General features: G+C 41.5%; 13 protein-coding genes. 8 read left to right on the forward strand and 5 right to left on the reverse strand.

The genetic code is table 11. The features are described 5' to 3' along the window. Window positions 1–58: 58 nt before the first annotated feature. The 5 genes from araA to HQN86_RS05760 form a co-directional block, all read right to left on the reverse strand. On the reverse strand, window positions 59–1,549 hold the full coding sequence (araA, locus tag HQN86_RS05740; RefSeq protein ID WP_172660040.1) for an L-arabinose isomerase: 1,491 nt from the start codon (window positions 1,547–1,549) through the stop codon (window positions 59–61). A gap of 16 nt (window positions 1,550–1,565) precedes the next feature. After that, window positions 1,566–2,921 (reverse strand): glycoside hydrolase family 27 protein, encoded by a 1,356-nt coding sequence (locus HQN86_RS05745; protein ID WP_172660041.1) that lies wholly within the window; start codon window positions 2,919–2,921, stop codon window positions 1,566–1,568. Beyond that, complete coding sequence (locus tag HQN86_RS05750; protein WP_172660042.1) at window positions 2,911–3,609, reverse strand: L-ribulose-5-phosphate 4-epimerase; 699 nt, start codon at window positions 3,607–3,609, stop codon at window positions 2,911–2,913. Before HQN86_RS05750 ends, HQN86_RS05745 begins: the two co-directional genes overlap by 11 nt. Next, window positions 3,606–5,306: a ribulokinase gene (locus HQN86_RS05755; RefSeq protein ID WP_172660043.1), complete on the reverse strand. Its 1,701-nt coding sequence runs from the start codon at window positions 5,304–5,306 to the stop codon at window positions 3,606–3,608. The genes HQN86_RS05750 and HQN86_RS05755 overlap by 4 nt, the downstream gene beginning before the upstream one ends. Before the next feature lie 85 nt (window positions 5,307–5,391). Next, a complete protein-coding gene (locus HQN86_RS05760; RefSeq protein ID WP_172660044.1) occupies window positions 5,392–6,099 on the reverse strand; it encodes an NUDIX hydrolase in 708 nt (235 codons plus the stop codon). 232 nt (window positions 6,100–6,331) lie between these two features. Between HQN86_RS05760 and HQN86_RS05765 the strand changes: the two genes are divergently transcribed. From HQN86_RS05765 to HQN86_RS05800, 8 genes are all read left to right on the forward strand, one after another. Then, window positions 6,332–8,314, forward strand: coding sequence for an alpha-L-arabinofuranosidase C-terminal domain-containing protein (locus HQN86_RS05765; RefSeq protein ID WP_172660045.1), 1,983 nt, complete (start codon window positions 6,332–6,334; stop codon window positions 8,312–8,314). A 1-nt stretch (window position 8,315) separates the two neighbouring features. Continuing rightward, window positions 8,316–10,709 carry a glycoside hydrolase family 127 protein gene (locus HQN86_RS05770; RefSeq protein WP_172660046.1) on the forward strand — a complete coding sequence of 798 codons (2,394 nt, stop codon included), beginning with the start codon at window positions 8,316–8,318 and terminating at the stop codon, window positions 10,707–10,709. 19 nt (window positions 10,710–10,728) lie between these two features. Next, a complete protein-coding gene (locus HQN86_RS05775) occupies window positions 10,729–12,885 on the forward strand; it encodes a family 43 glycosylhydrolase (RefSeq protein ID WP_172660047.1) in 2,157 nt (718 codons plus the stop codon). A gap of 115 nt (window positions 12,886–13,000) precedes the next feature. Next, a complete protein-coding gene (locus HQN86_RS05780; RefSeq protein ID WP_172660048.1) occupies window positions 13,001–15,388 on the forward strand; it encodes a glycoside hydrolase family 127 protein in 2,388 nt (795 codons plus the stop codon). A gap of 29 nt (window positions 15,389–15,417) precedes the next feature. Then, complete coding sequence (locus tag HQN86_RS05785) at window positions 15,418–16,815, forward strand: aminopeptidase P family protein (RefSeq protein ID WP_172660049.1); 1,398 nt, start codon at window positions 15,418–15,420, stop codon at window positions 16,813–16,815. 159 nt (window positions 16,816–16,974) lie between these two features. Next, on the forward strand, window positions 16,975–19,950 hold the full coding sequence (locus HQN86_RS05790; RefSeq protein WP_172660050.1) for a SusC/RagA family TonB-linked outer membrane protein: 2,976 nt from the start codon (window positions 16,975–16,977) through the stop codon (window positions 19,948–19,950). A 12-nt stretch (window positions 19,951–19,962) separates the two neighbouring features. After that, the gene (locus HQN86_RS05795; RefSeq protein WP_172660051.1) at window positions 19,963–21,564 is read left to right on the forward strand and encodes a RagB/SusD family nutrient uptake outer membrane protein; all 1,602 of its coding nucleotides are present in this window, start codon (window positions 19,963–19,965) and stop codon (window positions 21,562–21,564) included. 189 nt (window positions 21,565–21,753) lie between these two features. After that, the gene (locus HQN86_RS05800; protein WP_172660052.1) at window positions 21,754–22,656 is read left to right on the forward strand and encodes an AraC family transcriptional regulator; all 903 of its coding nucleotides are present in this window, start codon (window positions 21,754–21,756) and stop codon (window positions 22,654–22,656) included. Window positions 22,657–22,662 lie beyond the last annotated feature (6 nt).

Here is a 22,662-nt window from a genome sequence, read left to right on the forward strand (position 1 = left end):
GTTGGTTTGAGCAAATGGTTAATGTGCCGGTAAATTACGTTTATCCGGCACATCTTCCTTATTTATAAAAGATTTCATTCCATTGAAGTTCGTTTCTGAACTGGTTGATCCTGGTATCAGCTCCAATGTTTACGTATTCTATACCTGCAATGTTTGCAAAATCCAGTAAATGCGCTGTTGTCAGATTCTGACTGTATGCAGTATGGTGTGCACCTCCGGCGTAGATCCAGGCTGCACAGCCAGTCTTCATATCAGGGAGCGGCTTCCATAAAACCTGTGCTACAGGGAGCTTTGGTAACTTATGCTTGGGTTCCACTGCTTCTACCTCGTTTACGAGTAGTCTAAAGCGGTTACCCATATCGATAATTGAAGCATTGAGTGCATTTCCACCGGCTACAGTGAATACTAGTCTGGCAGGATCTGCTTTCCCGCCGATACCAAGGGGATGTACTTCAAGTCTTGGTTTTTCGTTGGCCAACGATGCATCTACTTCCAGCATGTGAGAGCCCAATACCATTGAATTAGCAGGGTCAAAGTGGTAGGTATAGTCCTCCATAAAGGCGTTTGCCCCAGGTAATCCGGCACCCATTACTTTACAAGCACGTACTAGTGCAGCGGTTTTCCAATCGCCTTCTCCGGCAAATCCATATCCTGCCGCCATTAATCGCTGTGCAGCAATACCCGGTAGCTGAATCATACCGTGCAGATCTTCAAAGGTATCACTAAAGCCTTTAAAGCCGCCGTCTTCCAGGAATTTCTTAAGACCCAGTTCTATCTTTGCAGCTTCATAAACAGAACCATGTCTATCTCCGCCACGCTGGAGGTCAGTTGCCATAACGTAGGTTGCTTCATATTCTGTTAACAGCTCCTGGATAGCTTCCTCTGGAATGCTGTTGATAACGGCTACAAGGTCACCGATGCCGTAGGTGTTGACCTGGAAGCCAAATTTGAGCTCAGCCTCTACTTTGTCGCCATCTGTAACGGCTACATAGCGCATATTGTCTCCAAAGCGCGCAAATTTAGCACCTTGCCAGTCATGCCAGCCAGCTGCGGCTCGTGTCCAGGTATCAATTTCACTTAATACTTCCTGATCCTGCCAATGTCCAACCACTACTTTTCGATCTTTGCGCATCCTGGTTACAATAAAGCCAAATTCACGATCTCCATGTGCACTCTGGTTCAGGTTCATGAAATCCATATCAATGGTATCCCAGGGAATGTCTCTGTTGAATTGAGTGTGTAGGTGTAATAAAGGCTTCTGAAGAATATTCAGTCCTCTTATCCACATTTTTGCAGGTGAGAAAGTATGCATCCATGTGATTACACCAATGCAATTGGTAGTTAAGTTGGCCTGTTGCAAGGTTTCAAATATCTCGTCAGGTGTTTTTACTATTGGTTTATAAACAACTTTAACGGGAATTTGCGGAGCAGCGTCTAGTGAGGATGCCACTTGCTTTGCGTGATCAGCTACTTGCTTTAACGTCTCCTCTCCATACAGGTGCTGACTACCCGTGATGAACCAAATTTCTAATTCTTTTAAGTTTATCATATCTTAATACTGTGTTTTACTTAATTGCTGAAATACGGAACAGACCTGCTCCATGTTTATTGATTGTTGCTGTATATGTTCCTTTGGCCCTACCCTTATTACTCTTGCTCCAAAGATCTCTCACTTTGCAGACCCCGGTAAATCCAAGGTCATTCAAGTTTACAGAAATGTTTGCTGCTTCATTGCCATCACCCGGGTTAAACAAAGCGACGTATTTATCTCCAGTTTTTGGATCATCTGCCACCCAGCAGATTCCATCCTCATTACGAAACAATTGTTTGTTATTGGTGCTGTTGTTTAGGATATTGAGCACCTCTGTGTTGTTTAATAGGGAAAGGGTAAAGGCGTCATTGCTTGGCAGGTCACCTCCAAACATCAATGGGGAACGGAATATCGTCCACAGTGTCATCAGTGTGTATTGCTCATCTTTGGTAAATGCCGTCATTCTTGGATTTCCTCGTTCTGCGCGAATTCCAATTTTCCCAAGAGGAAGCATGTCTCCATCAGGCCAGGCACCAGGTGCGCGATATTTGTTCCATCGCTCAAATACATCAAAATGATCTTTCAACATAGGCCAGTTGTCCCAAAAATCGTCTACTGTGCGCCACATATTGGCATGACCTTGCACATGGGAAGCACTTGCCATAGGTGTTTCTCCGGGCGAAGTACTCAGTACGATCTTTCTACCTGTGAGTGCGATTGCTTTACGGATCATTTCTACCTCTCCGGTATGGTAAGGTCTGGAAAGGTCATCCACCTTAATGAAATCTACACCCCACGATGCATATAGCTTAAATAGCGAGTTGTAATATTCTTGTGCTCCATCACGTCCGGCCACTACAGTGTACATGTCATGTAGCCACTTACATTGCAGATCTGTGCTGTAAATGTCTTTGGCGGTAGCCTTACTCCCCATGATTGGCAGATTACGTTTTACCGCCTCTACCGGAATGCCCCGCATGATGTGAATACCAAATTTCAACCCCTTTTTATGAATGTAGTCGGCAAGGGGCTTAAACCCTTTACCGCTTGCTGCTGAAGGGAAGCGGTTTACTGCTGGTTGAAATCTGCCGTATTCATCCAGTACATAGTCTGGATCCGTCTCATTATAACCATGCGCTTTGTCGTTTCCAACATACCAGCGAATGTCTACCACCACATACTCCCATCCAAAAGCTTTCAGATTTTTAGACATATAATCTGCATTGCTTTTCACCTCAGATTCCACTACAGTGGGGCCAAAGCAATCCCAGCTGTTCCATCCCATAGGAGGTGTCTTAGCCCAATCATGAAAGTCTTTTTGCTGTGCATTTACGCCTATCAGGGCTCCAATCAGGAGTACCCCTGTTAATGTTATTTTTTTACTGACCATAATAACTGTCCGGACCATGCTTACGTTCAAAATGCTTTTTTATTAATGCATCTTTTAATTTTGGTGAGTGCATATTGATTTGCCTTGTTAGCAAGGCCATATGTGCAATTGATTCCAGTACTGCACTATTGTATACCGCTTTTTCTGCTGTCTTACCCCAGGTAAACGGAGCATGATTTCCCACTAGTATCATTTCAACCTCATGATGACTATAACCGAGCTCAGTAAAGTGATTAATGATCTGAAAGCCTGTTTCGTATTCGTAGTTTCCTTTAATCATCTCATCACTCATTGGTGGTGCACAGGGTACATCCACAGTGAGGTGATCGGCATGGGTAGTACCAAAAATAGGTATATCCATTTGTGCCTGTGCCCAGGACGTGGCATAGGTTGAATGGGTATGTACAATGCCATTGATTCCTTCCCAATGTTTGTATAACACAGCGTGGGTTTTGGTATCAGAGGATGGTCTGAGCGTTCCTTCAACAGTATTTCCGTCAAAATCAACGATAACCATTTTATCTGGTGAAAGATCTTTGTATGGCACTCCGCTTGGTTTGATAGCGAAAACACCTTCATCTCTGTCGGCCGCGCTAACATTTCCAAAAGTGAACAACACAAGACCTAGCCTTGGTAATTCCATGTTAGCCTCATAGGCAGTTTCACGTATTATTTTATAAATGCTCATGATACATAAGGTTTGATTTCTCTCTTATTGTACTTCTCCAGATATCTACCTAAAGCCAGATATTCCTGGTAATGCTGGCGATACATTCTTCGTTTATTCAGATTGGGCTGGTATTCTGCTTCGAATCCTGTTCCCATTGCTTCCATTGCAGTTTCAATATTTGGATGGATACCGGCTGCTACTGCAGCAAACATGGCCGCTCCGAGTGCGCAGGTGTGCTCAAATCGATGAATTTTTATTGGCATTTCTAATACATCGGCCATCATCTGCATGATGTAAGGTGATTTTTGGGCTACTCCTCCTATACCAATTATTCCTTTTACAGGTACACCCTGGTCTTCGAACCTATCAACGATACTCTTTGCCCCAAAACAGGTTGCTGCAGCTAAGGCTCGGAAAAATTTTGGCGCGTCGGTTCCCAGACTTAAACCGGCTATGGCTCCTTTAAGTTCCTGGTTGGCATCAGGCGTTCGTCTTCCATTTAACCAGTCCACGGCGAGCTCTGCGTAATCTTCGTCGCCTAATTGTTCAGCTTGTTCGCTTAGACGGGAAATAATTTTTGCTTCCAGCTCATCTTTTAAAGCAACGGCTGTAGCCTGATCGATTAAAGCAGATTCAGTGAGCAGATGATTCAATGGCCAGCTGATTAAGTTTTTGAACCATGCATATACATCACCAAAGGCCGATTGACCAGCTTCAAGTCCTATTGTTCCCGGTATAACTGAGCCATTTACCTGTCCGCAAATGCCTTTTACCAATTTGCCTTCCAGGTCTTGCAAGGGGGCAACAAGAATATCGCAGGTACTTGTCCCCATGATTTTGCAAAGGTGATATGGTAATATCTGTCCACCAACGGCACCCATGTGTGCGTCAAAAGCACCTACACCAACAACTACATCTGTTGATAATCCTAATCTCTCGGCCCATTCCTCACTTAATCTTCCAGCAGGTTCGTCTGAAGTATAGGTGTCCTGAAATAGTTTTTCAGTAAATCCAGACAATAGGGGGTCTAATTTGCTAAAAAAATCATCTGGCGGAAGGCCGTTAAACTCTTCTGCCCAAAGGGCTTTATGTCCCGCTGCACAGCGGCTCCTTTTCATTTTTCTGACGTCATCGCCTCCAGTTAGCAAGAAAGGGATCCAGTCACAATGCTCTACCCATGAAAAGGTCGCGTCACGAACAGCAGGATCTTCTCTTAACACATGAAGCAGTTTTGCCCAGAACCATTCTGAAGAGTAGATTCCTCCCACATATTTAAGATAGTTTGTTTTAAATTTTGTGGCATGCTCATTAATCTGCGCTGCTTCTTTGATTCCTGTATGATCTTTCCACAATACAAACATGGCATTTGGATTTTCTTCAAAGCCAGGAGTGAGGGCAAGGGGTGTTCCGGTTTTGTCAACCGCTACCGGAGTAGAGCCAGTAGTATCTACGGCAATTCCTTTTATGGAATCTGCTATTGCTGCACCACCCGCTTTTGCGATACACTCTTTAATGGTATGCTCCAATCCCTCGATGTAGTCAAGTGGATGCTGTCTGAACTGATTTAATGATGGCTTACAGTAGAGGTTTTTTTGCCACCTTTTATAATAATAAACTGAAGAGGATACCTCTGCTCCATTTTCGGTATTAACAATTACCGAACGAACAGAATCCGATCCGTAATCTATACCGATGACATATTTGGTTAAATTCATAGTAACTACAATAAACGTCTAATTAACGTTTATTTTTTTAACAAAAGAAAATTATTATGAAATTTATTTCACATTATTTTGATTATCAGCTAATAAGATTCTCTGGGTTCGGTATGAAATTTAAAAAAGATTGGAATTTAGCTTTGTATTTGGTTTTATCCAGAGTGTAGTAAAAAGCCCCACGTTTGGAACTGGACTTGTCTTTTTCAGTAAGTTTGATTAGTAAGTCCGTAGAGTTGACTTTGCGGATAAAATTCCGGTTGTCAATTTTGGCATTATAAACCTGTTCATATAAATTCTGTAATTGCGGGATGGTGAATTTGGTAGGCATTAGCTCAAACAGTATTGGGTGAAGTGCGGCTTTATAACGGATCCTTTTTTGGGCTTCCTCAACCATGTTGTTGTGGTCAAAGATAAGCGATGGGGCTTCATTGATGAGGAACCATTCGGCATGATACCTGTCGCTGATCTGTGTTTTGTAAGTATTGATGTCTATTAATGCAAAGTAAGCTACTGATACGGTACGTTCAATTGGGTCTCGTTCCGGGTTTCCATAAGCGCTCAGCTGTTCCAGATAAACATCCTTTAGTCCTGTAAGTTCAAACAGGATGCGTTCGGCTGCACCGTCCAGGGTTTCTTTCTTTCCGACAAAGCCACCCATTAAGCTCCATTGATCTTTTGCTGGTTGAAATCCTCTTTTAATCAATAAAATTTGTAGTTGGTCGCCGTCAAAGCCAAAGATGATGCAGTCGACTGCAACCAGAACGCGCACTTGGTCAGAATAGGTTATCATGTTGAGGGGATCGTTTGTCAAAAGTAGTTTACTTGGTTTTTTTGAGTTATGAAAGCAATTTATAAAAATAATAATCAAAGCTACAAAATTAATAATCGTTAATTTGACGTTTAATTTAAAATTCCTACATTAGCCCTTAACTGAGCTGAAAATCCCGGGACTTCTTCAGTGAAGACAATCTGATAAACAAGATATGATAACCAAGTATAAATTTTTTTCAATTTCGGTTAAGATGAAATACAAAAGCAATTTAATCGCTCTGCTCATTGCGGGGACTTTTTTTAGGGCGAGTGCACAACAAGATGATGTTATTGTGGTCAATGCGGCTAAGTCTGAGGGAAAAATATCACCAACTATGTGGGGCGTTTTCTTTGAAGACATTAACATGGGAGCCGATGGTGGGATCTATGCCGAAATGGTAAAGAACCGGTCTTTTGAATTTTTAAAGCCATTGATGGGGTGGTCTGTAAAAGGCGATAAGATCAAAGAGGGCGACCTGCTTGTGCTGAACAGACAAGATGCTCAGCTCGCTAATCCAAGATTTCTTAGAGCGACTATAAAAGATGCTGCAAAAGGACAGGCCGGTTTAACCAATGAGGGATTCAAAGGTGGGATGAGTATAAAAAAAGACCTTGAATATGAGTTTTCCCTGATGTACAGACAGCAGAGTCCAGGAATCACATTGCATGTAGAATTGGTAGATGAACAGAATAATATATTAGGAACTGGTGTATTAAAACCGACTGATATATCAGGGAAATGGGCGAAACAAGAGGTGAATTTTAAAGCTGGTACTACAGCAGCAAAAGCTAAGATGAACATTTGGTTTGAAGGGAATGGGGTATTGGATATGGATATGATTTCTTTATTTCCTGCAGATACCTGGAAGGGTCGTAAGAAAGGCATGCGTGCAGATATGATACAGATGTTGGCAGACATGAAGCCAGGTTTCATCCGCTTTCCGGGTGGTTGTATTGTAGAAGGAACCGATCTGGCCAACAGGTATCAGTGGAAGAAAACAATAGGGCCAATAGAGGAGCGTCAGTTAATCATGAATCGCTGGAATACGGAGTTCGCACATCGCCCTTCACCTGATTACTTTCAAACCTTTGGACTGGGCTTTTTTGAATATTTCCAATTGGCAGAAGATATAGGGGCTGAGCCATTGCCAATTCTGAACTGTGGAATGGCATGTCAATTCAATACTGCCGAAGTAGTTCCTTTGGATCAGCTGGATCCTTATGTACAGGATGCTTTGGATCTGATTGAGTTTGCTAATGGTGATGCTTCATCGGAATGGGGTAAGGTCCGGGCATCAATGGGGCATGCTGAACCTTTTAATTTGAAGTATTTGGGTGTAGGCAATGAGAATTGGGGGCCGCAGTATATTGAACGCGCCAAAGCCTTTCAAAAGGCCATCAAAGCAAAATATCCAAAGATAAACCTGATTTACAGTTCGGGTACAGATCCTGATAGTGATCGGTTTCATTTTCTGGACAAAGAACTGCGTACAATGGGGGCAGATATCATAGATGAACATTATTACCGTTCTCCTGAATGGTTTCTGAAAAATGCTTCCCGATACGACAGCTACGATCGTAAGGGAGCAAAGGTTTTTGCAGGTGAGTACGCTGCTCATATAGATGGAAAAACTACAGGAAGTAACCGAAACATCTGGCAGGCGGCAATTGCCGAAGCAGCCTTTATGACTGGGCTGGAGCGTAATGCCGCCGTAGTAAATATGGCTTCTTATGCGCCTTTGTTTGCTAATACAGAAGGTTGGCAGTGGGCTCCTGACTTAATTTGGGTAGACAATATGAATATTTACGGTACACCAAATTACTACGTTCAAAAGTTGTTTTCTACCAACAAAGGGACTCAGGTTGCTTCTGCATTAGCAGCAGGAAAGTCAGTTTCTGGTCTGGATGGTTTGTATGTATCGGCAGTGGTCGACAGTATGAAGAAAGAACTGATCGTGAAGCTGGTCAACACCAGAGATACTGAACAGAACAAGCAAGTTTCTTTTGAGGGTTTAAAATTAGTAGGAAGTGAGGCTCAGTTGACTGTATTAAAAGGCCATTTGACTGATCAAAACACGATCGATAAACCCTTAGCGATTGCTCCTACACAAGCTGCACTCAAATTAAAAGGGAAAACTGCCGCACTGAAATTGCCTGCAAATTCATTTGTCATGTTGAAGGTTAGTTATAAATAAAATGACTGGTAAGCAAACAATTCGAAGGTTTTTGAAGTATGGTGTCTGCTTGTCGCTTAGTATTTCCTGGAGCCTGTTACCTGCACAGCAAAAGTATCCTTTCAAGCTGTTTAAATCACAAGAGGTAAGGTTGCTGAATGGTGTTTTTAAGCAAGCACAAGAGAGAGACCTGCATTATATGCTGGCACTGGATGTCGACCGGTTATTGATGCCTTATCTGAGAGAAGCAGGATTAAAGCCATATGTACAAAGTTATCCTAATTGGGAAAATACCGGGTTGGATGGACATATAGGTGGACATTATTTGACTGCACTGTCGCTGATGTATGCCGCTACTGGCGATCAAAGGATAGAAAAGCGGCTCAAATATATGCTGTCGCAACTAAAGAAATGTCAGGATGCGAGTCCAACAGGCTACATCGGCGGGGTGCCTGGCAGCGTCAAACTATGGGAAGAAATAGCCCGGGGAAAAATAGACGCCGGAACTTTTAGCCTCAATGGTAAATGGGTACCACTTTACAATATCCATAAGATACTTGCCGGATTGCGTGATGCTTATCTGTATACAGGCGATGTTGATGCAAAAAAAATGCTGATCAAATACAGCGATTGGTTTGTTTGGTTAACTTCTAAATTGAATGACCAGCAGATTCAGCAAATGCTGAAGTCCGAGCATGGGGGCATCAATGAAGTACTGGCCGATGTATACGAAATCACTGGAGATCAGAAATACCTAAAATTGGCTTATCAGTTTTCCGATCATTCCATCCTGGATCCATTGGCTCAGGGTAAAGATCAGTTGAATGGGATTCATGCCAATACACAAATACCAAAGGTAATCGGATTCAAGCGCATAGCTGATCTGAATAAAGATAGTATTTACCAAAAAGCAGCTTCGTTCTTTTGGAATGAAGTGGTACACCATCGGACAGTAGCGAACGGAGGTAATAGTGTGAGGGAACACTTTAATCCACTAAACGACTTTTCGGGAATGATCAATAGTGTAGAAGGACCAGAAACTTGTAACAGCTACAATATGCTCAAACTTACAAAACTATTTTATGAGTCAGAGGGGCTTGCTGGTTATATAGATTATTACGAACGTACCGTTTACAACCATATTTTATCCTCACAACATCCAGACAAAGGAGGATTTGTCTATTTCACTCCTATGAGACCTGGACATTACCGGGTGTATTCCCAGCCTGAAACGAGTTTTTGGTGTTGCGTAGGCTCAGGTTTAGAAAATCATGCCAAATACAATGAGTTGATCTATGCGTTTCAGGATGATATACTGTACCTGAATCTATTTATCCCTTCCAGTTTAAACTGGAAAGAGAAAGGACTAAGTTTTGAGCAGCAGACTCAATTTCCGGAATCAGAAAAAACAACTTTTACGATGACCAGCGGAAAAGCGAGCCGTTTTACCTTGAAAGTCAGGTATCCTGTATGGGTTCCGGAAGGAGCGATGCAGGTGTTGGTGAATGGAAAAGCAGTGGCTGCTAATGCAACGCCAGGGGGCTATATTTCTCTCACAAGGGCCTGGAAAAAGGGCGATCGGGTGGAACTGTTGCTTCCGATGAAGACTTATACCGAACAACTGCCGGATGGATCGAACTATGCGGCGGTGCTGCATGGGCCTGTTCTGCTTGCTGCCAAAACAGATACTGCCAATTTAAAGGGTTTATTTGCTGATGAAAGCCGGATGGGGCATATTGCATCAGGAAAACAATATCCCTTGCAGGACATGCCGATGTTTGTTCATGATGGACAGAATAAGGATTCGTTGATCAAGCCGGTGAAGGGCAAAGCTTTGACATTTACAGCATCCGATCTTATTTATCCCGAGCAATACAAGACGTTGGAACTGACACCTTTTTACAAGCTTCACGATTCCAGGTATGTTGTCTACTGGCAGGTGGAAACGAAAGCAGGGTTGGAGGCTTTAAAGAAGAAAATGGCTGAACAACAACGGATTGCCGATGAACTTGCCCGCGTTACTATAGATATGGTGTTTCCGGGCGAACAACAACCGGAGTCTGATCATTTTTTTAAAGCAGAGCAGACTAGTAATGGGGTGTTCCAGGATCGACACTGGCGTACTGCCAAAGGTTGGTTCAGCTATGAACTGACAGACCAAAATAAGGAAGCCCACTGTCTGCGACTGACCTACTACGGAGGGGATAAGAACCGGAGATTTAAGATATTGATGAACGACCAATTGCTGGCTTCAGTGAGCCTGGACGGTAGCGTGGGCGACAAATTTTATGAGGTAGACTACATCATTCCTCAGGAAATGCTAAAAACGTCTTCTTCAAAATTAAGAGTTAAATTTGTTGCAGAGGATGGCTCAGAGACCGCGGGCATCTACGAATTGCGGTTGGTGAAAAAATAATAACATAAATGAACCACAAATGAATATACAAATCAGTTATTGTCTACGCGCACTGGTGCTCGGTACCATGGTGCTTATCATAAATTTAAGGACCACCTCTGCCCAGCAATCGAAAAAAACGGCTTACCTTTTTACCTATTTTACAGGAAATAACGGAACGGAGGAATCCATCAGGTTTGCCTTAAGCAACGATGGTTATACCTACCGTGCGCTAAATGCTGATAAACCTGTGATCAGTTCGGCAGTAATAAGTTCTACCGGAGGTGTACGTGATCCGCACATTTTGCGTGGAGCCGATGGTAAGACCTTCTATATGGTGGTTACCGATATGGTGGCTGCAAAAGGTTGGGATTCTAATAGGGCAATGGTATTGTTGAAATCTGCCGATCTGGTTAACTGGACTTCAAGTATTGTCAATATCCAGAAACGTTTCCCTAATCAGGACAGCTTATTACGTGTATGGGCACCTCAAACTATATACGATAAAGAAGCAGACAAGTATATGATCTATTGGTCGATGAAACATGGAGCAGGTCCTGATATCATTTATTGGGCGTATGCTAATAAGGATTTTACGGATCTGGAGACTGAGCCAAAACAACTCTTCTTCAGCCCGACAAATGGTCCCTGCATTGATGGAGACATCGTCTTCGACCAGGGGAAATACCACTTGTTTTACAAAACCGAAGACAGTGAAAAAGGAATTCGGGTGGCAGTGTCTGATAAGTTAAAAGAAGGTTATGTGGCGCGTCCTGGTACAGTACAACAAACTAAAGATCCGGTAGAAGGTGCGGGGGTATTTAAACTCAATAATGGAGAGGGGTATATCTTGATGTATGATGTATACACTAAGGGACGCTATCAGTTTACAAAGACTAAAGATTTCAAGCAATTTACAGTGGTTGATCATGAAGTAAGGATGAACTTTCACCCGCGCCATGGCACTGTATTGCCAATCACAACTGCAGAAGCGGCAGTCCTATTAAAAAAATGGTACACCCGAGCGGATGTAATGGGGTCTGGACAATCACCGGCGATTAAGAAAAATAACATTGTGATCGATACCCTAAACTCAAAGGTTTACCTTCCGGTAAAAAACGGGACTTCATTGAGGTCTTTCGATCCGGAATTTGTGCTGTTTCCTGGTATGAGCATTAGTCCGAAAGGACCTTTTGACTTTACGAAAGGACCTGTTAAAGTAAAAATCACATTGCCGGGGCATAAGCCCCTTGTGTATGAAGTTACGGCTGCTATCGATCTGAATCCAGTATTGAATGGTTACTATGCAGACCCCGAAATCCTATATTCTAAGAAAACTAAAAAATACCATTTATACCCTACCAGCGACGGTTTTCATGACTGGTCAGGAACTTATTTTAAAACCTTCTCTTCCCCTGACCTTGTGGACTGGAAAGATGAAGGGGTGATTGTCGATTTACTCAAAGACGTAAGTTGGGCTAAGAAAAATGCATGGGCACCTACCATCGCAGAAAAGAAGGTAGGTAATAGCTACAAATACTATTACTATTTTACCGCTGCACAAAAAATAGGGGTTGCTGTTTCTGAAGACCCATCTGGTCCTTTTAAGGATAGCGGTAAGGCGCTGATTGCAGGTAAGCCTGCAGGAATAAAAGGTGGGCAAGAGATCGATCCCGATGTATTTACCGATCCTAAAACAGGCAAAAGTTATTTGTATTGGGGTAATGGTTATATGGCTGTAGCTTTGTTGAATGAAGATATGATATCGATAGACTCTTCATCAATTAAAGTCATCACTCCAGATAAAACTTTCAGGGAAGGCACTGAAGTTTTCTACAGAAATGGAAAATACTATTTTTTATGGTCGCAGAATGATACGAGAGATGCAGACTATGGTGTTAGGTATGGTGTTTCCGATTCGCCAACAGGTAAAATCAGTTTGCCGGAAAATAACCTGATTCTTTCTAAAGACGAATCACAGGCCATTTACGCTACCGGACACAATTCTGTTATTCAGGTGCCGGGTAAGGATGAATGGTATATTGTTTACCATCGCTTTACTCGTCCGGCAGGATTGAGCATGGGGCAGTCTGCAGGTTATAACCGTGAAGTGTGTATCGATAAAATGGAGTTTGATGCCGAGGGTAATATAAAAGTGGTACAGCCTACATTGAAGGGGATTAGATTAGTTAAATAGTTAAATTTCATCTAATAACTGTTAATAAATGCCTCATTAGTACTTGGTAATAAGCCTATTTTTGAAGGAAAATAAGTTGCCATAACCGGTTTTTTGAGAATTTAAGTATATTAAAATGAAATCATCACTCCTGATACTGGCTGTCGGAATCGCTGTTCTACCTGCCAGCGCGCAGCAGAAGAAAGATTACCCTATACAGCCTGTGGCTTTTACGCATGTCCATGTAAACGACCAATTCTGGGCTCCAAAAATGCAAGTTAACGCAACAGTCACAATCCCTTATACATTGCAAAAATGTGAAGATAATGGAAGGATAGACAACTTTTTAATGGCTGCACATGAAATGGAAGGTAAGCTTTCTCAATTTACGTTTGATGATACGGATGTATACAAAGTAATTGAGGGTGCCTCATATGCGATGCAGGTGAAGAAAGATCCGGCCCTGGAGCATTATATAGATTCGCTGATTACTATAATTGGCAAGGCACAGGAAAAGGACGGCTACTTATTTACTTTTCGTACGGCAAATGCAAAGAAACCTCATGAATGGATAGGAAGTAAACGATGGGAAAAGGAAGAGGAACTGAGTCATGAACTGTACAACTCAGGCCATTTATTTGAGTCGGCAGCAGCCTATTATGAGGCAACAGGAAAAAAAACTTTACTTGATATTGCCCTCAAGAATGCTGATTTGCTGGTCAAAGATTTCGGCCCCGGCAAACTCCAGATCTATCCGGGTCATCAGATAGTTGAAATAGGTCTTGTTCGTCTTTATCGCATTACGGGCAATCAGAAATATCTGGATCTTGCCAAGTTTTTCCTGGATGTAAGGGGTCCTAAGGGTGATGCATATAACCAGGCAAATGCCAAAGTTATAGACCAGCGTACTGCTGTTGGACATGCAGTAAGGGCAACTTATATGTACACCGGGATGGCTGATGTTGCCGCATTGACCGGCGATCAGAACTATCTTAACGCTATAGATAAAATCTGGGAAGACGTGGTTTATAAAAAACTGTACATCACCGGCGGTATTGGAGCTACTGGTGCAGGAGAGGCATTTGGGGAGGCTTATCAACTGCCAAATATGTCTGCCTATGCAGAAACTTGTGCAGCCATCGCTAATATCTACTGGAACAGCAGAATGTTCCAGTTACATGGTGATGCCAAATACATGGATGTTTTAGAAAGAACACTTTACAATGGCTTACTTTCAGGTGTATCTTTAAGTGGCGATCGTTTCTTTTACCCCAATCCCCTGGCTTCTATGCACCAACATCAGCGCAGTGCCTGGTTTGCCTGTGCATGCTGTATTTCTAATATGACCCGTTTTTTGCCCTCTGTACCAGGCTATGTTTATGCACAGAACAACAATGACCTCTATGTGAACTTATTTATGAGTAATACGGCTGAGGTAAATCTTAAAGCAACTAAAGTCACACTTACTCAAACAACAGGGTATCCATGGAACGGAAAAGTGGAGATCATCATCAACCCCGAGAAATCATCCACATTTGCCCTCAATATTCGGATTCCGGGATGGGCTGCTCAGTCGCCTGTACCGGGTGATTTGTATACCTATATGGATCAGGCTAAATCGTCCTTCAAATTACTGCTGAACGGAAAACCTGCAGTTTATAAAATGATCAAGGGTTATGCCGTTGTAGCACGTCAATGGAAAAAAGGAGATCAACTTATACTCGATCTGCCAATGGAAGTTCAGAAGGTGATTGCCAATGCGAAGGTAAAAGATGATGTTGGCAGATTTGCTTTTCAGCGTGGACCAATTGTATACTGCCTTGAGGGGCAAGACAACAAAGACGGGCTGGTTCAAAATATCATGGTCGATAAAGATGCCAAAACTACTACAGCATTTAATAAAGAAAAATTAAACGAAATCCAGGAGATCTCAGTTGAAGGAACAGGTACTAAAAGACAAGTGAGTTCCGATGAATTAATTCAGGTAAAACAAAAGGTTACTGCAATTCCATATTATGCCTGGGCAAATCGCGGATCAAGTGATATGACCGTTTGGATTCCTTATGAGGCTTCCTCAGCCAGACCACAGCCAGCACCAACTATTGCCTCTTTAAGTAAGGTGAGTTCTTCATTAGATAACCCGCGTTTATTGGGGGCAATCAAAGATCAATATGAACCTGCCGATTCAAAGGATACCAATTATCCCTATTTGCATTGGTGGCCAAAAAAGAACACCACCGAATATGTGCAATATGATTTTTCTGAAAACCAAACCGTTTCAGAATCCGGAGTTTATTGGTATGACGATGGGCCATGGGGCGGTTGCCGGATTCCGCTTTCATATAAGGTATTATATTTGAAAGACGGCGCCTGGATACCTGTTGAAATATTAAGTGATTCGGGAATCGCTAAGGACCAGTTTAATTTTCTTAAATTTAAACCGGTAAATACCAAAGCCTTGAAACTTGAAGTTCAGCTGCCGATAGAACAATCTTCGGGTATTCATGAGTGGAAAGTAAAATGATTAATTGGTAGTTAATCAAATATCATCTTATGTTTAATAAATCAATCTATATTAAAAGGAGACAAGTTCTCAAATCTAAATTTAACAACGGGATTCTACTTTTCATGGGCAACAACGAAAGCCCGATGAATTACAGAGATAATACTTATCACTTTAGACAGGATAGTACTTTCCTGTATTATTTTGGAATCAATGTGCCAACGCTTTCGGCGATCATAGATATTGATGAAAACAGGGAAATCATTTTTGGAGCAGAAATGACTTTAGATGAACTAGTGTGGATGGGAAGGCAAGAGTCATTAAAGAGCAAGTGTGAAAAATGCGGAATAGATGAAGTCCAGATACCTGGTGCACTTAAAAGTTATGTTGAGCAGGCAGAACATAGGGGTAGAAGTGTTCATTTCTTACCTCCTTATCGTGCAGATAATGAGATCAAGCTGGCTGCCCTGTTAAAGATTGATATTGAGGAATTGAATACGGCTTCTTCGGTTGAATTTGTGAAAGCTGTTGTTTCACAAAGGTCTGTGAAGTCGGAGGAAGAACTCATTGAGATAGATAAGGCAGCATCAGTATCTGCAGATATACACCTGAACGTGATGCAGGCCACCAGACCTGGAATGTACGAAAGAGAAGTTGCAGCAGCCATCCATCAGGCAGCCCTGGCTTCCGGAGGTAACCTGGCCTACCCGATTATATTAACGGTAAATGGAGAGATCCTGCACAACCATTATCAGGGCAATCGATTAAAGGAGGGGCAACTCGTACTTAACGATTCGGGCGTGGAAACGGCAGGTGGTTATGCAAGTGATCTTACCCGTACTTTCCCCGTTTCCAAACGATTTACCATTGAACAAAAAGATATTTATGAAATTGTATTGCAGGCTTATCGGGATGCCTCAGCAATGCTCTCGCCAGGCACAAGGTATCTTGACATCCATTTTCAGGCTTGCAAGAGCTTAACTCTCGGTCTGAAAGCATTGGGATTAATGAAAGGGAATGTCGAAGATGCAGTAGCCGCTGGAGCACACACTTTATTCTTTCAATGTGGTACCGGGCATATGATGGGACTTGATGTTCACGATATGGAAGATCTTGGTGAACAATATGTGGGTTATTCGGATAAGTTGAAAAAAAATACCAGTCAGTTCGGCCTAAAGTCCTTGCGGATGGGCAAGGAGCTACATCCAGGTTATGTGGTCACAGTTGAGCCGGGGATTTATTTTAATAAAGAATTAATTGACCGCTATACCGCTTCAGGTTTGTTCTCAGATTTTATAAACTACCCAGCTGTAGAAAAGTTCCGGAATTTTGGAGGTGTCAGGATTGAAGATGATTTTGTGATCGAGGAGGGAGGAGCCCGCATGCTGGGTAAACATCTGGCAAATACTGTTTCAGAAATTGAAGACATCAGGGATTCCGCCTTTTAATTAAGAAGCTACCAAAAAAAACACTTATTTAAATCCAAGGCCACAAACGGGGTAAAAATGGATTGATACCTGATAAAATACGAAAACTATCCTCATTTATTTGCTTCTAACTTTAACCGAGTTAAATATATCAGTCAATTAACTAAACTAGGTTTAAGTATGAAAGCAAAAAATGAGTGTTACAAACACCGTAGTAATGGATTATGGTTTCTTTTGCTCTTCCTTCTTCCCTGTCAATTGTATGCCCAAAATGCAATTACAATAAAAGGAACAGTTTATGATTCTGCAGACGGAACTACGCTGGTTGGTGTTTCTGTCAATGAAAAAGGTACAACAAATGCGTCAAGTACAGACAATAAAGGTAGTTTTATCCTTAAGGTTTCTAATGCCAATGCGCAGCTTGTATTTAGTTATCTCGGGTATAAACTTCAGGAGGTTTCACTCAATGGACAAAACACAGTCAATGTAAAGCTGGAGCCGGAAAGCAGAGGGCTAAATGAAGTTGTGGTAGTGGGTTATGGTACCCAAAAAAGAGGAGAGGTAACCAGTTCCATCGCCACGGTAAAATCCGAGGATTTCACAAAAGGAGCAGTAAGAGATGCCGCACAGCTCGTTCAGGGTAAAGTTGCCGGGCTCAGGATTACAACGCCTTCTGGCGATCCCACTGCCAGCACACAAATCAATCTGAGGGGGTTGAATTCCATCAATGGATCTTCTGAACCTTTAGTCCTGGTAGATGGAATTCCGGGAAGTTTAAATACAGTTTCTCCCGAAGATATTGAATCAATAGATGTCTTAAAAGATGGTTCAGCTGCAGCGATATATGGAACACGTGCAACTGGCGGTGTAATCCTGATCACTACGCGGAAAAATCGAGGTAAATCAAAGGCAACAATTGAATATACAAATTATGTAAACGTTCAAAAAATTGCAAGAAGGCCCGAACTGATGACCGCTGATGATTACAGGCGATTAATTGCCGAGGGTAAGAATTATACAGATTTTGGAAGTAATACCGATTGGCTGGATGAGATTTTACAAAATCCGGTAAGTCAGAACCATAACATAAGTTTTTTTGGTGGTACCGGAACTACAAACTTAACCGGGTCAGTAAACTATCGAAACTGGGAGGGCATATTTTTGCGTACCGGTCAGGAACGACTTACCATTCGGGCCGATTTAAATCATGCCATGTTTGATGATAAGTTAAAAACCAATATTCAGGTGATCAACCGAACAACATCCTCCACTCAGGGAGGAGCCGATGGATATGCTTACAGACAGGCGATGATACGTAATCCTACAGACAGAATTTTAACTGAGGACGGAAAATGGCAGGAAAGAGCAGTTTATTTTTACGATAACCCCCTTTCCAGAATTAATGAGGCAACAAACGACAATACTTTTCGGGAGATGCGGGTTAGCGGAAGTCTTGACTATCGCCCGATAAAGGATCTAAGCCTAAAAATACTAGCTTCTAATGTACAAAACAATAATCTGAATGGTAATAGTACTACTTTCGATCACGTAAATACAACCAAAAGTCAGTTGAACGGAACTGCTTCACGGTCTACTTATTCTAATAAAGAAAACCTGATTGAGTTAACGGCTAATTATGCAAAGAGCATCAATAACCACAATTTTACATTGCTTGGTGGCTATAGCTGGCAAGATGCAACTTTTGAAAACTTCAGTGCTTATAATTTTGATTTTCCTACAGATGCATATACCTGGAATCAATTGGAAGCTGGTTCCGCATTAAAAAGAGGACTGGCGGAAATGACCAGTTTCAAAAGTAAATGGCAGCTTGCCGGTTTTTTTGGACGTCTTACTTATAACTGGGATGAAAAATATCTTTTTATGGCAAGTGTAAGAAGAGAGGGATCGTCAAAATTTGGTGTGAACAATCAATGGGGAACTTTCCCGGCTGCCTCTATTGGCTGGAGAGTAAACAAAGAGAATTTCATGCGGGATATTGCAGTAGTATCAGACTTGAAGTTAAGGGCAGGCTATGGTGTTACAGGAACAATTGCGAATGAACCCTATATGTCTCAGAGCAGTTATGATTTTACTTATAACGAAGGTGCATTTATTAATGGTAAATGGGTTCAGGGATTTGTTCCAACAAGAAACTTTAATCCGGATTTGCGATGGGAGAAAAAGAAAGAATATAATGTTGGTGTCGACTTTGGTTTATTTGAAAGCAGGGTTACCGGATCCCTCGACTATTATACACGGAATGTAGAAGACCTGCTTTATAATTTCCCCGTGCCTGTTCCTCCATATTTAACCGGTAACATGTTCCTTAATGCGGGAACAATGAAAAATTCAGGATTTGAAGCACTTTTAAATATTAAAGCAGTAGACAGCAAAATGCTGAAATGGAACACCAACATTACCTATTCGACTAATAAAAACAAATTGGTTGATTTGTCTAATAAACAGTTTGACGTAACTACTGAATTTTTTGATGCAGGTTACACTGGCGAGCCTATTCAGTCATCAACCCATCGTGTAAAAGTTGGTGGCCCCATTGGCCAATTCTTTGTACTTAAAAGTGTAGGGGTAGATGACAATGGGAAATGGTTGGTAGAGAACAAGGATGGACAAGTTATACCCATTGCAGAATCGACTGCCGAGGACCGTCAGTATTATGGGAACGGAATTCCTAAATACCTGATGGGCTGGAATAACTCTTTTCAGATTAAGAACTTTGATCTGCAGGTAAACATTAGGGGAGCCTTTGGTCACGATGTACTGAATATGCAAAGAATGTATTATGAAAACCCTGTTAACAAGGCCTATAACGTATTAAAAACCGCATATGATCCGGTATATGGTAAACAACTCAATACAGACCTGGTTTATGTTAGCCATTACATTGAAAAAGGCGATTACATTAAAATTGACAACATCACACTTGGTTATACCTTACCTAAAGATTTTATCAAAAAGATAAGTAACCTCAGAATCTATGTTTCCGGACTTAATCTATTTACCATCACAAAGTATAAAGGTCTTGATCCCGAAGGGGTAAGCTATTCAGGTGATTTCACTTTTGCACCTGGAATTGAACACCGGGATACTTATCCTACTACACGGACTTTTACTGCCGGACTTAATGTTTCATTTTAAGTTATAAATATCATGAAAAAGAAAATTTTCCAATATATAATAATCGCAACGCTAGTTTCTGGCGTTATCATTTCCTGTACTAAATTGGATGAGGAAGTGTATTCCGAAGTCCTTCCATCTAAATTCAATCCCTCAGAGAAAGATCTCCCATCTATTCTGGCGCCTACCTACGCTTCTTTAAGAACGGTTATGTGCGGATGGCAGGGATATTTTGATTTGCAGGAAGAAGCTGCCGACTGTATCATTACACCGGTTCGCCCTAATGGTTGGGATGATGCCGGAACATATCGCCGAATGCATCAGCATACCTGGACTACCCAGGAATATCAGCCCTTTAATACCTGGCAAAATGCCTATTCGAGTATCACAAAATGCAACATGATACTCTCACAGATTGAAGAAGGTACACTCAAGTTAGAAGCGATTAAAGAAAGCGCAGTTGCAGAGCTTAGGGCTGTGCGCGCACTTGCTTATTATCTATTATTGGACAATCATGGCAATGTTCCAATAGTTACAAGCTTTAAGGACGTTTCTTTGCCTAAACAAAATACAAGGGCCGAAGTGTATGCATTTGTATTAAAAGAATTAAATGAAGTATTGCCTGTGCTTAGTGAAGATGCTGCCACTACTTATGGAAGAATGAATAAATGGGGAGCAAAGGCGCTTCTTGCTAAAATATACCTCAATTCGGAAATCTATGTGGGAACACCTGAATACGAAAAATGTATTAAGGAAGCCGATGATGTGATAAACAGCAATAAGTACCAGTTAGATAATAATTACAGCGATGTATTTACTTACACTAACCAGAACTCAAAAGAGATCATATTTGCCATTCCATATGATGAAATTTATGGAGTAGGAAATCAGATTCATTTAAAAACCCTTGATCCACTAAGTCAGAGTGTATACCAGATGACCGCCCAGCCATGGGGTGGGAATTGTGCAGTACCACAATTTATCGATACTTATGATGCCGATGACAGTCGTATGAAAGATTCCTGGATACAGGGCCCACAGATAAACCCTACTTCTGGTCAGGTGATGATCAATTACGTGAAATTTGTTCCTGGTATGGGTGGAACTGATGGAATTGTTGCAGCCAGTAACCAGGGCTTTCGAATAGGTAAGTATGTAATTAAACCTAAAGCCACGGGAGCTATGGATAACGATTTTCCATTTTTAAGATATGGAGATGTTTTGATGATGAAGGCAGAAGCACTGTTAAGGACGGGCAAATCAAATGAGGCTGCTTTAATTGTAACTGAGATCAGGAAGCGTGCTTTCAAAGATAATCCGGGAAAAGCAACAGTCACCGGCGCAGATCTTTTAAAAGGTAGCAACTATCAGTATGGATTACAGGCACCTGATGGAAAAGTATCTGTGGTGAATGGAGGCGCAGATATTGTTTATGGTCGATTTTTAGATGAACTAGGTTGGGAGTTTGCAGCAGAAGCTCATCGCAGGCAGGATCTGATCCGTTTCGGCGTATTCCAAACCAAGCGGTGGTTCAACCATTCTCCGCACCCACAGGCACAAACACGCACACTATTTCCAATACCGCAAGACGAGTTGGCAAAAAATCCCAATTTGAAGCAGAATCCTGGTTATTAGGCTGTATTCATAAGGTGAATAATAGAAAAGATTTGTGCTTTTTAATAAGCGTTACTTTGACGTATATTAGCAATGTGTCACCATATCTTAACCAATTTAACATGCTTGTAATCAGCTAAGTGTTAACATTTGTATATTAACACTCAACAACTAATCAACCAACTTAATCCACCACCTAAACAACCGACCATGAAAGTACTCCCATTTACTTTACTTGTACCGAATGACAAGAGTGTGATATCTGAACAAATTGAATTACCTCATTTCTATCAATATCTTCACAGGCATGACGAGTGGCAGATAACTTGGGTTGAGCGTGGTGAAGGTACATTGATAGCAGGTAATAACATGCACGCATTTCGTTCCGGAGATCTTTTTTTAATAGGAGCTAATCTTCCCCATTTATTTAAAAGTAACCCCGAATATTTTATGGGTGAAGAAAGTAAAAGTATCAAGGCATGTTCTATTTATTTCAATCCTTCAGGAGTATTAGCTGGTTTATTTAATCTACCTGAATTAAAAGCAGCGAGTTCTTTTTTGAGGAATAATAAGCATGGGTTTAAAATCCCTGAGAAATACAAGAAACAGTTTGCATCAAAGATGCTTGAAGTTCATCAGGCATCTGGAACCGATGTACTATTTAATTTTTTGAATCTGTTTGAATTACTCCTGGATATTGGGGGAAGTGCCGAGGAGCTTTGTTCGGACTTTTATTCTTCAAATCTTTCAGAACGTGAGGGAATGAGGTTGAGTAATATTATCAATTTTATTATGCGTAATTATAACAATCAGATTGATCTTGAAGATGTGGCAAATGCTGCTTATATGACCCCACAGGCATTTTGCAGGTACTTTAAAAAACATACCGGACATACTTTCATTTCTTTTTTAAACGAAGTGAGGATAAATGATGCATGTAAAAGCCTCGTATCAGGTGAAAAACCGGATTGTATCTCGGGAGTCGCCTATAAAGCTGGATTTAATAGTATTACAAACTTTAATCGTGTTTTCAAGAGTATTATAGGTCAGTCGCCGCGTGCATACATAGATGCCTATAATAATGTAAGTAGAGTAGGTCTTATCGCAGTATAATAAGGC

The organism is Pedobacter panaciterrae (assembly GCF_013204795.1).
Lineage (GTDB): Bacteria > Bacteroidota > Bacteroidia > Sphingobacteriales > Sphingobacteriaceae > Pedobacter > Pedobacter panaciterrae.